General features: G+C 39.9%; 9 protein-coding genes. 1 reads left to right on the forward strand and 8 read right to left on the reverse strand.

Annotated elements, in window-relative coordinates; translation table 11 throughout:
* Window positions 1-135: 135 nt before the first annotated feature.
* The 3 genes from Anndu_RS08775 to Anndu_RS08785 form a co-directional block, all read right to left on the reverse strand.
* Window positions 136-945 (reverse strand): segregation/condensation protein A, encoded by an 810-nt coding sequence (locus Anndu_RS08775; protein ID WP_464104006.1) that lies wholly within the window; start codon window positions 943-945, stop codon window positions 136-138.
* A 69-nt stretch (window positions 946-1,014) separates the two neighbouring features.
* Window positions 1,015-1,434 (reverse strand): response regulator, encoded by a 420-nt coding sequence (locus tag Anndu_RS08780; protein ID WP_464104007.1) that lies wholly within the window; start codon window positions 1,432-1,434, stop codon window positions 1,015-1,017.
* 120 nt (window positions 1,435-1,554) lie between these two features.
* The gene (locus Anndu_RS08785) at window positions 1,555-2,724 is read right to left on the reverse strand and encodes a cysteine desulfurase family protein (protein WP_464104008.1); all 1,170 of its coding nucleotides are present in this window, start codon (window positions 2,722-2,724) and stop codon (window positions 1,555-1,557) included.
* Window positions 2,725-3,044: 320 nt separating this feature from the next.
* On the opposite strand from Anndu_RS08785, the gene Anndu_RS08790 reads away from it, so the two are divergent.
* Entirely contained in the window at window positions 3,045-3,287 is a 243-nt protein-coding gene (locus tag Anndu_RS08790) for a DUF4327 family protein (protein ID WP_464104009.1), read from the forward strand.
* 197 nt (window positions 3,288-3,484) lie between these two features.
* On the opposite strand, the gene Anndu_RS08795 is transcribed toward Anndu_RS08790, so the two are convergent.
* The 5 genes from Anndu_RS08795 to rpsT form a co-directional block, all read right to left on the reverse strand.
* A complete protein-coding gene (locus Anndu_RS08795) occupies window positions 3,485-7,369 on the reverse strand; it encodes a DNA-directed RNA polymerase subunit beta' (protein ID WP_464104010.1) in 3,885 nt (1,294 codons plus the stop codon).
* 195 nt (window positions 7,370-7,564) lie between these two features.
* Window positions 7,565-9,439 (reverse strand): DNA-directed RNA polymerase subunit gamma, encoded by a 1,875-nt coding sequence (locus tag Anndu_RS08800; RefSeq protein ID WP_464100849.1) that lies wholly within the window; start codon window positions 9,437-9,439, stop codon window positions 7,565-7,567.
* A 188-nt stretch (window positions 9,440-9,627) separates the two neighbouring features.
* Complete coding sequence (rpoB, locus tag Anndu_RS08805; protein WP_464100850.1) at window positions 9,628-12,945, reverse strand: DNA-directed RNA polymerase subunit beta; 3,318 nt, start codon at window positions 12,943-12,945, stop codon at window positions 9,628-9,630.
* 59 nt (window positions 12,946-13,004) lie between these two features.
* Window positions 13,005-13,787, reverse strand: coding sequence for a TatD family hydrolase (locus tag Anndu_RS08810; protein ID WP_464100851.1), 783 nt, complete (start codon window positions 13,785-13,787; stop codon window positions 13,005-13,007).
* Window positions 13,788-13,872: 85 nt separating this feature from the next.
* On the reverse strand, window positions 13,873-14,169 hold the full coding sequence (gene rpsT, locus Anndu_RS08815; protein WP_464100852.1) for a 30S ribosomal protein S20: 297 nt from the start codon (window positions 14,167-14,169) through the stop codon (window positions 13,873-13,875).
* Window positions 14,170-14,382 lie beyond the last annotated feature (213 nt).

Below are 14,382 nucleotides of genomic sequence, written 5' to 3' on the forward strand. Positions count from 1 at the left end.
AATTGCTTAACATTGAATTAAAATGTAGGGGTCAAAACTATTGACCCCTACATAATTTATAGACTTTTTGATTATTAAGATTTTACCTAATCGTTTTTTACCTAAATATGGAAAAATCGCAAATGATTAATGCAGTTAATTTAATACACAGATTGTTAAATCTTGATAAAATTCAGCTTGAGATAATTCTACTTTTGACTGTGCCGATAAAATTAATAAAGCCCAAAAAACCCCAACTTTATCTTTCCCTTGGTGATGATTAATTTCCGAATTACTAACATTTGATAGGGCTAAAGTTTGATCACTAGATAATTGAGGATCTGCCCACCATTCTACTAATTGATCTAACTTAATTGAATTTTCTCCTGGTATTAATTGGGGTAATTTGATGGCTAAAAAATGTTCTAAATGACTAGCTATTTGTGTTAAATTTTCATCATGAGCTAACTGGGTAATAACACGGGTAGCTTCTCTTTTTGACTGTTGACGTGCTTGAACTTGACGAGGTTTAATCGGTTTAGCTTCAAGTTCTTTTTCAATTTGTTTAATCTGTTCAATTAATTCTTCTAACGTAACTCGTCTTTTTTTTAAAGGGGGTGCAGATGGTCTTCTTTTAAGATGATTTTCTAATTTTAAAGGTAATCTCGTAATCGGATCAATTTCTTCTTCAAATATTTCTTCTTCAAATATTTCTTCTTCAATTTGGCCTAATCTTTCTAAGGTATCTGCTTTAAATAATACTAATTTTGAAGCCCATAAAAAGGCTTGACCTGATTTTGGTAAATCTGTTTCTTGATAATTTTCAGGTATACTTTGATCATCTGTTAAGCCCAATTCTTCTAAAAAACGATCTATTACTTCAATTACTTGAATATTCCAAGGATCTATTTCCCCTTTTTCGGCTAATTCTGTTAATGTGGCGATCGCTTCTTGTGCTGGAGTCATAAATAATAAATAATAAATAATTGATCATTGATAATTAATAAGAAAAATACCTTTAATACTATTTACTAATTACTGATTACCGTTGACCGAAATTATCGCTTGATCAACTAAAAAATCCTTTATCATTTGACGAAGTTGATCTCTCTCAAAGGGTTTTGTTAAATATTCACTCGCCCCAGCAATTTTACCCTGTACCTTATCAAAAGCTCCATCTTTCGCCGTTAACATGATAATAGGTAAATGACTAAATTGAGATAAATTGCGCACCGTACGACAAAGTTCTAAGCCATCTATCCCCGGCATTTCCACATCTAATAATAATAATTTTACAGGTTCACGATAAATGACTTGTAAAGCATCCTCTGCTTTTTTGGCCGTTAATACACGGTAATCATCCCCTAAAACTTTTTTGACCAGTTTAAGAGTAATATCACAATCGTCTACTGCTAAAATTGTGGGATACTGTTTATTATTGTTATGATTGTCCATTATTAAAAATAGTCCTTATTAAAAACTTAAAAAATTTTTGAGATTAAATCTCATTGATATTTTGTTAAAATTTAATATTATATTTTTTCAATTTTGATATTAACAGATTACAACTTAATTTTAACTAACAATTGCTAATTGTGGAATTAAACGGTTTAATATTTGTTGAATGACCACAGCAGTCCATTCTATATCTTTAATTGTAGTGTCTTTCCCTAAAGTTAAACGGATTCCTCTTAATGCTTCTTGATCATTATAACCCATCGCTAATAAGATGGGACTGGGGCTTAATTTTCCACTATGACAAGCGGATCCCGCACTGATGCCTATTCCGGCTAAATTGAGTTGACGGACTAAGGTTTTTCCCGTAATCTCTGAGTTTGGGGGTAAATTAGTTAAACAAAAACTAATATGATGGGGTAAACGATGTAAACGATCGCCCGTTGGCTTTAAATAAGTACAATTGGCCAATAAATCAAATAAACGATCCCTTAGTTCCATCAATCTTTGACTTTCGGTTTTTAATTCTTCTAAGGCTAATTCCGATGCTACCCCAAAAGCGGCGATCGCAGGTATTGCTTCCGTACCCGATCTTAATTTTCTTTCTTGGCCACCCCCACGCAATAGAGGAAAAACAGATAATTGAGGCTTAATATATAAAGCTCCAGCACCCTGAATACCGTAAATTTTATGACTAGATAAGGATAATAAATCTACGGGTAATTTTTGCACATCAAGGGGAATTCTTCCGGCCACTTGCACCGCATCAGTGTGAAATAAAATTTGATGTTCCCTTGCGATCTGTCCTAATCTTTCAATGGGTTGTAAAGTACCAATTTCACTTTGACCATAAATAATCGAAATTAACACCGTATTATCCCGAATACTGGCCTTAAGATCAAGCGGATCAACTCGCCCCGTACTATTGACGGGTAAACGGGTAACTTCCCATCCCTTTTGTTCTAAAAATTTCACAGGCTCGGCGATCGCCGAATGTTCCACCATCGAAATAATTAAATGTTGAGGAGTGGAAAATTGTTCAGCGATCCCCATAATTGCTAAATTATCAGCTTCCGTTCCCCCCGAAGTAAAAATAATTCCATTAGGATCAGACGCATTAATTAACTGTGCCACCTGCATTCTAGCCATTTCTAAAATCGTGGCGCTACGGTTGCCCCACTCATGAAGACTAGACGCATTACCCCAGTGATTTGTCATGATTTCTTGAACTTTATCAATAACTTCCTGACGGGGAGGAGTGGTTGCACTGTAATCAAGATAAATTTGCATAAAGATTTTTAGGGAAGGATAATAAAAATAAATAAAGGTCTGATCTGTTACTATTGTAAAGATTGATGGTCATTTTGTCAGTTTCTCAAATCAAGTAAAAGTATGATGAATTGTAACGAAACTTAAACAAATATGATAATTCACTCCAAAAAAAATTAATTAGATGTAATCTAGTATACTGAAAGAACAATCTTCACAAGTTAGCCATAATTCGCTAAGATTAAGAAAATCTAAATTTAAAATCTTACTCCGAATATTTAAGTTTTCAACTTAAACTCCAATTATTCCACTTATCAACTTAACAATCGAGGTACATAGTTATGGCAGTTCAAACATTAACCAAACCGACTTTACGTCATTACACCATCAAGATGATCCAAGATGAAGCTCGTCATCTTGTGGAAATGGGAACGGTTAGTCGTAATCAACCAATTTATACACTTTGTAAATATATTCCCGCTCGTGAATGGGTCTATGTAGAATGTCAATTAGAACAATGTGATTATTTATTAAGGGATCAAATCGGCGATTTAATTCCTGCTCAGGATTGGGATAATGATTAATCTTAACAATTAAAGCCTTAAAAAATAAAAATTTAAGTTTCTCCTTATTTATGGCGATAATCTTAATTTTGTAGGGATCAACGGCCGTTGATCCCTACCGTATTTTTTAGATCACCTAAAATTATAAAAAAACCCCTCTCCTTGATAAAGAGAGGGGTTTAAATTTATTTAATAATCAAAAAAAAACTCAGAATAGATTACAAATCAAAAGAATTATCATCAATTAATTTGAGATCATCATCGTCTAAAATAGCCTCACCTGCTAATTCTCGGGCGGTTTGATCATCCAAAATCACATCCTCTTTTAAAACTTTACGAGACCGCCGAGGTGTTTTTTGTTGTTTTTCAGGGGTTGGGCTTGGGGTTTCGGTGACATAACCATTTTGATTATTTTCAACATCGGCCACCTCATCAGCATTATTATTAAATCCCGTTCCAGCTGGGATTAAACGCCCAATAATGACGTTTTCTTTTAAGCCCCGTAACCAGTCAGATTTACCCTCGATCGCCGCTTCCGTTAACACTCTGGTGGTTTCTTGGAAACTGGCCGCCGAAATAAAGGAATCTGTATTTAAGGAAGCCTTGGTAATACCTAGTAACACGGGAGTAAAACAAACCGGAGCGCCTCCAGTAATGGACATAGTGACATTATCCCTTTCCACTTCCCGTAACTCAGCCAACTCCCCAGGCAGACGAATGGTATCACCACCGTCATCAATGCGCACCTTATTGGTCATTTGACGCACGATCACCTCAATGTGTTTATCATTAATATCAATCCCTTGAGATTGATAAACCGCCTGAACTTGATCCACAAGGAAAGACTGAGCCTTCTCTAAACCGATTAAGGCCGCCTCATAAGAGCCTTTTTCCTCACGATAATATTCAAAGAAATTACTTAAAATTTCATGGGGGTTAGCTTGACCATCGGTTAAAGACGTACCCACATCAACCCATTGGCCATCAGTTACCATCAGATTTTGGCCGGGTAAAATAGGATAATCGCTCAATGTGCCATCATCCTCAATGATTTTCACATCCACATTTTCATCATCAGCATAAACCACTTGACAAGTACCCGGACGACGTGCTAAGACACAGGCCTCTTTAGGTTTACGGGCTTCTAATAATTCCTCAATCCGAGGTAAACCTTGGATAATATCCCCAGTTTTTGCCCGTTCAAAGATTAATAGTACAAGGTTATCACCCCGTTGCACTAGATCGCCGTGATTGATGTGTAACACCGCCCCCGCACTAACTCGATAAGGACGGGCTTTACGCATGGTGATCGTTTCGTCATCAACTTGTAAAATTTGGGCAGAATGGTCAATTTTCACACCCTCACAAATCTCTGATTTTTCCACAATCAGATCATCTTCGGCCACTAGAGCTTTTTTACCATCAAGGGGAACTTTGATTAAATCAGTTTCCCGCATGATCAAAAGACGGCGCACGATCTCACCACTGCCCACACCGCGCACAATTCCGCCTTCTTTACATTGAATTTCCGTCCGAGCAACTACCGCCCCAGGGGGAATTTCATCACCGCTTTTGACTAAAACTTTAGTTTGGATCTGACCACCTAAAGGATCATTATCTAAGTCACGGCGTAACACTAAAGACTCTAAAATTACTAATTGTAAACGGGAAACATCGGGTTCATCCACATCGGGATTTAACTCAATATCTGCACTTAAATTAGTAAAATGATCCCCTTCTTTTTCTTCAATTTCTAACACTAATTGGGTGCTAAGTAATTGAACTCCATCAATAGATTTAACTCGCTCTCCATCTTTATAAAAGAGGCGTTGAACCGATCGCAATTCAATTTTACGACCGCCATCTTGGTTAATTGGACTTTGGGAAGGAACAGCAGGTTGATCCGCTACGGGATATTCCTTAACGGGACGTAATAATAAACCAGAACCAAGGGTCGTATCTACGGACTCACCATAGTATAATTCTTCTACGATCACCCCTTCACCCAACTCGGTGCCGGGTTCGATTAATTGTTCATGGTATTGATCGCCGTCAATTAAATGTAAGATCCCAGGTTTAACAATAATTTCCCGTAAAATATCATTTTTCTGGATCACTTCCACCACACCGGCCGACTGACAGTAAATATCCTTAACTAACTCAGTTCCTGCCTCCACATATTGCCCCGGTTCAACTATTAATAAAGAACTATCTTTATTAACTTCATGGGCTTCTTCAGGGATCCACAGTAAAGTTCCACCTTTTTCCACTTCATAGCCACTCTTACGGCTACCTTTAGAAGTTTCGATCCCCGCATATTTAATAATACCTCCCGTATTAGTGCGGTAAGTATCATCAATTAATTCTGCCACCACTTGGTTATTAACCACTTTCGTGCCGGGGGTAGCCTTTAAGGAGAAGCGATCGCCCGTTGCACCTTCGATCACATAATGTTCAGTGCCACCGCTACTTTCTAAAAAGACTTTAGCCTGATCCAAACGTACGGAGGAGGTAATAATTTCAATTTCCCGACTTTCTAAATTTTGACGGCGTACAACCCCACCTTGGGTAGAAATTAACTTAGTTTCCGCTAATGTATCACCCTGTTTAACTTCATCGCCGTTTTTAACCACAGGTTCAGCACCGGGCGGTAAATTATACACATCACCGGACAACACCCATAATAAACCCCCTCTTTGGGCGATCCGAGTCATGTTACCTTGGCGATCGGTTTTTTCTTCAGGTACAACATCAGCAAAGAGAACTTCTCCCGCAATATCAGTGGCCACGTCTTTAGCGGCTCTTTCCGTACTTTTCGGGCGGTTACTACCTTCTTCAATTAAAGTATCACCTTTTTTCACTTCCGCACCATCCGGCACAAAGAGTAAACTTCCCACAGCCACAGGGTAAGACTCTTTTTTCTTACCTGCACCCGTTACCACTAAAGTCCCGGCCACCTCTACCTGTTGTCTTTCATCCCCGTGATTAGTTCGCACAGTACGAGTTCTTAAACCTTTAGTATAGGACACCGTACCATCAAAATCCGCACTAAATTGACGGGCAACTTCCCCTGTAAATACCCCACCAGTGTGGAAGGTACGCATGGTTAACTGGGTGCCGGGTTCACCGATGGACTGAGCGGCAATAATACCAACGGCTTCACCCATATCTACGGGTTTACCATGTGCCAAACTCCAACCATAACAATGTTGACAGACGGAACGCGCGGCCTCACAAGTTAAAGGAGATCTGACCTTAACTTCATCTACTGCTTTACCAATTTTATGACCTAGATCCTCATCTATATATTGGTTACGGGTGGCAATAACTTCGCCCGTTTGAGGATCAACCACATCTTCCGCTAAAACCCGCCCAAATAGGCGATCGCCTAAAGCAATTAAAGTTCTTTCCCCGTCTTTCATGGGGCGAATGGTTAAACTACGTTGAGTGCCACAGTCAACTTCCCGAATGATCACATCTTGGGAAACATCCACTAAACGGCGGGTTAAATATCCAGAGTCAGCAGTCCGTAAAGCCGTATCTACCAGACCTTTACGCGCACCGTAAGAGGAAATAATATACTCAGTAACGGTTAAACCCTCACGGAAATTAGTTTTAATGGGTAAAGCGATAATTTCCCCTTGAGGATCGGCCATTAAGCCCCGCATACCCACTAACTGACGCACCTGAGATAAATTACCCCGCGCACCCGAAAAGGCCATCATATAAACGGAATTAAGGCGATCAGTCTTTTCAAAATTAACTACCACCTCATCTTTTAAAGCCTCGGAAGTACCATTCCAAGTATCAATAACTTTCTGGAAACGCTCAACTTCAGTAATTTCCCCTTTAGAATAGCGTTCTTCAGTGGTGGCGATCTCCGCTTCAGCTTTAGCTAACATTTCCTTTTTGATGGGGGGAATGGTTAGATCATCCACACTAATGGAAACACCTGCTTTAGTGGCATAGCGAAAACCCAGATCTTTGAGTTTATCGGCCATGACAGCACAACGAGCCGAACCATAATTACTGTAAGCCCATGCTACCAGTTTTTTAAGACGACCTTTATCAACGATGCGGTTATAAAATGTTAAAGATTCCATGATAATAATAATTAAAAATATTTGGTTATTGATTATTAGTTATTGGTGATTAGTTATTGGTAATTAGTTATTTTTTGATCATAATTCTATTTAAGTTTTAAATAACTTATGGAATGGGCTTATAGCCTGTAACGGGCAAGGATGCCCGTTCCACAGTTTAAGTTTGAATTAAGAAAAATAACCAATAACAAATAACTATTTTAGTGCGTCTTGAATTGTTTTATTATAAACAATTCGGCCTGGAGTAGTTTTAACATACTGGGTAATTAATTGGCCATCAGAAGTTTCTCGGACGGTACGCCATTTATAATATTTCGTAACCGTTCCATCTTCTAAAATTTCCTCCCGCTCTACTTCATGATCAGGCTCTTTGGTGTCCACATTGCCGTTAAAACGTACCCACACCCAAGCATGAAGATCAACTAGATCCTGTGTATAAGCTTTGAGGGCATCGTCTAAACTAGCAAAATACATCCCTTCTCCCTTGGTAGCGTTGGGGTTTTCCGCCGTTAAATAATAACAGCCTAATACCATATCCTGAGAAGGTGCAACAATCGGTTTACCCGTAGCAGGAGAAAGAATATTATGACAAGCTAACATTAATAACCGTGCTTCCGCTTGTGCCTCTAGGGATAGGGGAACGTGAACCGCCATTTGGTCTCCGTCAAAGTCAGCGTTAAAGGCGGGACAAACGAGGGGATGAAGTTGGATCGCGCGGCCATCCACTAAAATGGGTTCAAAGGCCTGGATCCCGAGTCTGTGCAGTGTAGGCGCACGGTTTAATAACACGGGGTGGCCAGTGATCACTTCTTTTAACACATCCCAGACAAGGGGATCATTACGTTGAATTAATTTTTTAGCCGCCTTGATATTATTAACAATATTATTTTTAATTAAGCGGTGAATAACAAAGGGTTGGAACAGTTCGATCGCCATTTCTCTGGGTAAACCGCATTGATAGATCTGTAATTTTGGCCCTACCACGATCACGGAACGACCGGAATAATCAACCCTTTTTCCTAATAAGTTTTGACGGAAACGCCCTTGTTTCCCTTCAATAATATCGGATAAAGATTTTAAGGGGCGGTTATTTGCACCCACAACGGTACGCCCACGCCGGCCGTTATCTATTAAAGCGTCTACCGCTTCCTGTAACATCCGTTTTTCGTTGCGCACAATAATTTCAGGCGCTAAAATTTCCTGTAAACGTGCTAAACGGTTATTACGGTTGATCACACGGCGATAAAGATCGTTTAAGTCAGAGGTAGCAAAGCGGCCACCGTCTAACTGTACCATCGGACGTAGATCGGGGGGAATAACGGGAATTACTTCTAATACCATCCATTCAGGGCGTGATCCGGTTGCCACAAAATTATCAATGATTCTTAAGCGTTTGATTAATTTAGCGCGTTTTTGCCCTTTAGAAGTGGCGATGGTTTCCCTTAATTTTTCAGCTTCGGCCTCTAACTCCAGATCCATTAATAACTGACTGATCGCCTCAGCCCCAATACCCACTTCAATGCCTTCTAAACCGCTATCTTCACTATATAACTGTTCTTCAATTTCTAACCATTGATCTTCAGTTAAAAGTTGTTTATAGGTTAAATTTTCCGCATTCCCCGGATTTAAGACCACATAAGAGTTAAAATAGACGATCTGCTCCACATCTTTTAAGGGCATATCTAAAAGGATACTCATATAACTGGGAATACCTTTTAAATACCAAACATGGGTAACAGGGGCGGCCAGTTTAATAAAGCCCATGCGATGACGGCGCACCCTTGACTCAGTAACTTCTACGCCACATCTTTCGCATACGATCCCACGATGACGCACTCTTTTATATTTACCGCAATGACATTCCCAGTCTTTGGCAGGCCCAAATATTTTCTCGCAAAATAGGCCATCCATTTCGGGCTTTAAGGTACGGTAGTTAATCGTTTCGGGCTTTGTTACCTCCCCTACCACTTGATTATTAGGGAGAGTTCTTTCACCCCAAGCGCGGATTCTTTCAGGAGAAGCTAAACCAATTTTAACGTAGTCAAATCTTTGTTCTGTCGGGTTTTTCATTGGAAATTTATAATTTATAATTCAAAATTAAAAATAAATCACTTGTTAGCTCTGATCAATCATCAGTCATCAGTCACCCGTGATACACACATCTTACCTGTTACAGTCAACCGTGATACAGGCATCTTGCCTGTTACAGTTACCAGTCACAGGCACGATGCCTGTACCACTTACCAATGACAATTTATTTAATCATCAAAACCGGCGGGTTCATAAAGTTGAAAATCCTCACTACTAAAGGCTTCGTAGGTTGGACGGGAAGGAGTACGGCGGCGACTATCATCGGCCATTAAATCCACCTCCACATCTTGAGTTGAGCCATCTTCCGTACTTTCCACTTTATGGACTGCAATATCTAAACCTAATGATTGTAATTCTCTCATTAATACTTTAAAGGATTCAGGTGTACCCGGACGAGGAATCGGTTTACCTTTAACGATCGCATTTAAAGCCTCATTACGTCCCTGCATATCATCAGATTTAACGGTTAAGAGTTCCTGTAAAATATAGGCCGCACCATAGGCTTCTAATGCCCATACCTCCATTTCTCCAAAACGCTGACCACCTTGTTGGGCTTTACCCCCTAAAGGCTGTTGAGTTACGAGAGAATAAGGGCCAGTGGAACGTGCGTGGATCTTATCATCCACAAGGTGAACCAGTTTTAACATATAGGCCATACCCACCGTAACGGGGCGATCGAAGGCTTCACCTGTTCGACCATCATAAACCGTTAATTTTCCGGGATTTTCCGGATCGAAAATCCAATCTTTACCCGCTTTATGTGAACCTTCTTCAATTTTGCCATGAACACTATTACGGGAGGCTTCCTCTCCATACATCTCATCGAAAGGTGTCATTTTAAAACGGGCATTAAGATGTAAACCAGCCCACCCTAAAAGACATTCAAAGACTTGACCCACGTTCATCCGTGAGGGTACACCCAGAGGGTTAAGCACAATATCTAAGGGGCGACCATCTTCTAAATAGGGCATATCCTCGATCGGTAAAATGCGAGAAATAATCCCCTTATTACCGTGACGACCTGCCATTTTATCTCCCACTTGGATCTTGCGTTTCTGAGCTACATACACCCGTACTACCATGTTAGCCCCAGGGGGTAATTCGTCACCCTGTTCTCGGGTGAAGACCCGCACATCAACCACCCGGCCTTTTTCACCGTTGGGAACTCGTAAGGAGTTATCCCTTACATCACGGGCTTTTTCACCGAAAATAGCGCGTAATAATTTTTCTTCAGGAGGTTGATCTGACTCACCTTTAGGGGTTACTTTTCCTACTAAAATATCCCCAGATTCTACCCAAGCACCGATGCGAATAATACCCTGTTCATCTAAGTTTCTGAGGGCATCCTCCCCAACATTAGGAATTTCACGGGTAATTTCTTCAGGTCCCAACTTCGTCTGACGGGCTTCAATTTCAAATTTTTCGATGTGAATACTGGTGTAAACATCATCATAAACCAGTCTTTGGGAAATTAGGATCGCATCCTCATAGTTGTAACCTTCCCAAGGCATATAGGCCACAAGGATATTTTGTCCTAAAGCGATCTCGCCTCCTTCTGTGGCGGAGCCATCGGCCAAAACTTGACCATATTCCACATCATCACCCTCCCAAACAAGGGGGCGTTGGTTTAAACAGGTATCTTGGTTCGATCGCTGATATTTTTGTAAAGGATATTCGATCACCTGATCGGTTAACTCCTCACCTTCTTTCACCTGTACTTTAATTAAGGTAGCATCTACATGGGTAACTATTCCGGCGGTTTTAGAGACGATCACCATCCCAGAGTCACGCGCGGTTTGGGCTTCTAAACCCGTACCCACTAACGGCCGTTCAGGGCGTAATAAAGGTACGGCTTGACGTTGCATATTAGAACCCATTAAAGCACGGTTAGCATCGTCATGTTCTAAGAAGGGAATTAAGGAAGTCGCTACCGATACGATCTGTAAGGGTGAAACCGCTACATAGTCCACTTGATCCGGTGTGGTGGTGGAAAACTCCTGACGATAACGCACAGGGATCATATCCCCTACAATATAGCCATTTTCATCGGTGGCCACGTCTCCGGGGGCTACTTGAATATCGTCTTCCTCATCGGCGGTTAAGTATTTAATGCCTTCCTCAAATAAAACCCGTCCATTTTCCGCCCGATAGTAAGGAGTTTCAATAAAGCCAAACTCGTTCACCCTTGCATAGGTAGCTAATGAACCAATTAAACCAGCATTAGGCCCTTCCGGTGTTTCCACAGGACAGATCCGCCCATAGTGGGAGGGGTGAATATCACGCACCGCAAAACCTGCCCTTTCACGGGTTAAACCGCCAGGCCCTAATGCGGAAATACGTCTTTTATGGGTTAACTCAGCTAAGGGATTAGTTTGATCCATGAACTGAGATAATTGGGATGAGCCAAAAAACTCTTTAATAGCGGCCACAAGGGGTTTAGGGTTGACAAGGGAAGCTGGGGTTAAACTTTCGGCCTCACCTACGGTCATTCTTTCTCTGATAATTCTTTCTAAACGGTTTAAACCCACTCTAACCTGATTCTGGAGCAATTCTCCCACAGAACGGACTCGACGATTACCTAAATGGTCAATATCGTCCACTTCTCCAATATCAAATTCAAGGTTAATTAAATAGTCGATCGCCGCTAAAATATCTTCAGGGGTTAAAATTCTGACGGTATCAGGGGTAGAGAGTCTTAATTTTTTATTGAGTTTATAACGCCCTACTCGCCCTAAGTCATAGCGTTTATGATCAAAAAAGCGAGATCTCAACAAACTTTGACCACCGCCAACGGTGGGAGGCTCACCCGGCCGTAATTTACGGTATAATTCTAAAAGAGCATCTTCCTCACTAGGATTACCTTCTTTTTCGATGGTTTTGAGATAATAGTCAGGGTGTCTTAATGCGTCAAAAATCTCATTATCAGTTAAACCGATGGCCTTTAATAAAATTTGAGCAGACAGTTTACGAGTTTTATCTATTCTGACCCAAACTAAATTATTTTTATCGGTTTCAAATTTTAACCATGCACCTCGGTTGGGGATCAAAGAAGCACTGTAGGTTCTACGTCCATTTTTATCCGTTTCTGACTTATAATAAACTCCCGGTGAGCGGACAATTTGATTAACAATGACCCTTTCTGCTCCATTAATAATAAATGTACCCCGATCGGTCATTAAAGGCAAATCACCGATAAAGACTTCCATTTCCTTAATTTCACCCGTTTCTTTGTTAATTAAGCGAGTGGGAACGTACATTTGAACGGAATAGGTGCTATCCCGTCTTTTTGACTCATTCAAATCATATTTCGGTTCTTTAAGTTTATAGTCTTCTCCAATAAAATGTAGCTCAAGTTTTCCGGTATAATCTCGGATAGGAGAAAAGCTATTGAGTTCTTCGATCAATCCTTCTTCAAGGAAACGGCGAAAACTAGAACGTTGAATTTCGATTAGATCGGGCAGAGGATTTTGAATTAATTTAGTCATATTTTATCAGAATACAGAATACTGGAGTTCAGGAGTTCAGAAGTTCAGATTTATGGGCTTTAACTTAATTTCAAGCCAAAAAGACTACAGGCATTGGCTGTAGTTTGTTGAGCAAGAATTTCTAAAGGTGTTTGTCTTAAGTTAGCCACATATTCTGCTACATAACGCACAAATGAAGGCTCATTGGTTTTTCCTCTTTTGGGTACGGGGGCTAAAAAGGGACAATCGGTTTCGATTAAGAGGCGATCGCTTGGCACTATTTTAGCAGATGCTTGTACTTGTTCGGCTTTTTTGAAAGTGACAACGCCACTAAAACTAACATAAAAACCCATGTCTAAAAACCATTGAGTTTCTTCTGTTGTTCCGCCCCAACAGTGCATTACCCCTGTTAACGTGCCTGTTTGGGAGATCATTTTTTTGAAAAGATCTCGCAATAGTGACGCTCCCTCTCGACAATGGATGATGACAGGTAAATTTAATTTTTGAGCGATCGTTAATTGGGTTTCTAATACTTCTATTTGTTCTTTAATTTGTTCTCCTTTATATAAATCAAGTCCCATTTCTCCAAGGGCTACCACCCGAGGATCGCTTTGTGCTAAACGGTATATTTCCGAGGCCATTTCATCTGTCCATTTGTCCACATCTAAGGGATGTAAACCCACTGACAAAGAAATTTCCGGTATTTGATCAGCGATCGCTTGGATACTTTGGAACTCGCTCGGTTCAACACAGGAATGAATTAAATGAACAATCCCTGCTTTTTGCCATCGTTCTCGCACTTGTGATAATTGTCCTTGAAAATTATCAAAGTTTAAATGAACATGGGTGTCAATTAATTGCATTTTTTTACAGTTTTCAGTAATCAGTAATCAGTTAACAGTTATCTGTAATTAATTAACAGTTAACGCAGGAAGATTGAACCAGTTTTTAACTAGCAGTAGCAGTTACTTGTTTTAAGGCTTTAGCTAAACGAGCTTTTTTTCTAGCACCGTTATTTTTGTGTAGAACATTGCGTTTTACTGCTTTGTCTATTTTGCTGTAAGCTTCACTCATTCTTTCATTCACTAACTTAATATTATCTTCGTTAGGATTGGCAGAATAAGCTTCCACCGCAGTAAAATATTTTTTGATTAAGGTTCTTACTGCTGATTTATAGGATTTATTGCGTAAACGGTTACGCTCTGCGATTTGGATTCTTTTGAGTGCAGATTTACAATTAGCCACAGTCTGATCTTTTAACTATTGATAAGGTTGACATTGACATTCTCCATTCTATTTGATTAGTCTGGAGATTCTTGGAAGGATCTATAAGAGTTTTTCTTTTGATCTCCATTAGTTTTATGTTACTAAAACTACTGTCCAAGCGTAAATTCGGGTATGCCCTACCCTATTTAATCTTTAATTGTGATAGTTAATTTTATACCGAACTGCCATTAT

The organism is Annamia dubia NIES-4383 (assembly GCF_055394725.1).

What these genes read in the sequence shown, in the direction of transcription:
- Anndu_RS08775 (WP_464104006.1), bottom strand. Translation starts at nt 945, where the DNA reads ATGACTCCAGCACAAGAAGCGATCGCCACATTAACAGAATTAGCCGAA.
- Anndu_RS08780 (WP_464104007.1), bottom strand. Translation starts at nt 1,434, where the DNA reads ATGGACAATCATAACAATAATAAACAGTATCCCACAATTTTAGCAGTA.
- Anndu_RS08785 (WP_464104008.1), bottom strand. Translation starts at nt 2,724, where the DNA reads ATGCAAATTTATCTTGATTACAGTGCAACCACTCCTCCCCGTCAGGAA.
- Anndu_RS08790 (WP_464104009.1), top strand. Translation starts at nt 3,045, where the DNA reads ATGGCAGTTCAAACATTAACCAAACCGACTTTACGTCATTACACCATC.
- Anndu_RS08795 (WP_464104010.1), bottom strand. Translation starts at nt 7,369, where the DNA reads ATGGAATCTTTAACATTTTATAACCGCATCGTTGATAAAGGTCGTCTT.
- Anndu_RS08800 (WP_464100849.1), bottom strand. Translation starts at nt 9,439, where the DNA reads ATGAAAAACCCGACAGAACAAAGATTTGACTACGTTAAAATTGGTTTA.
- rpoB (WP_464100850.1), bottom strand. Translation starts at nt 12,945, where the DNA reads ATGACTAAATTAATTCAAAATCCTCTGCCCGATCTAATCGAAATTCAA.
- Anndu_RS08810 (WP_464100851.1), bottom strand. Translation starts at nt 13,787, where the DNA reads ATGCAATTAATTGACACCCATGTTCATTTAAACTTTGATAATTTTCAA.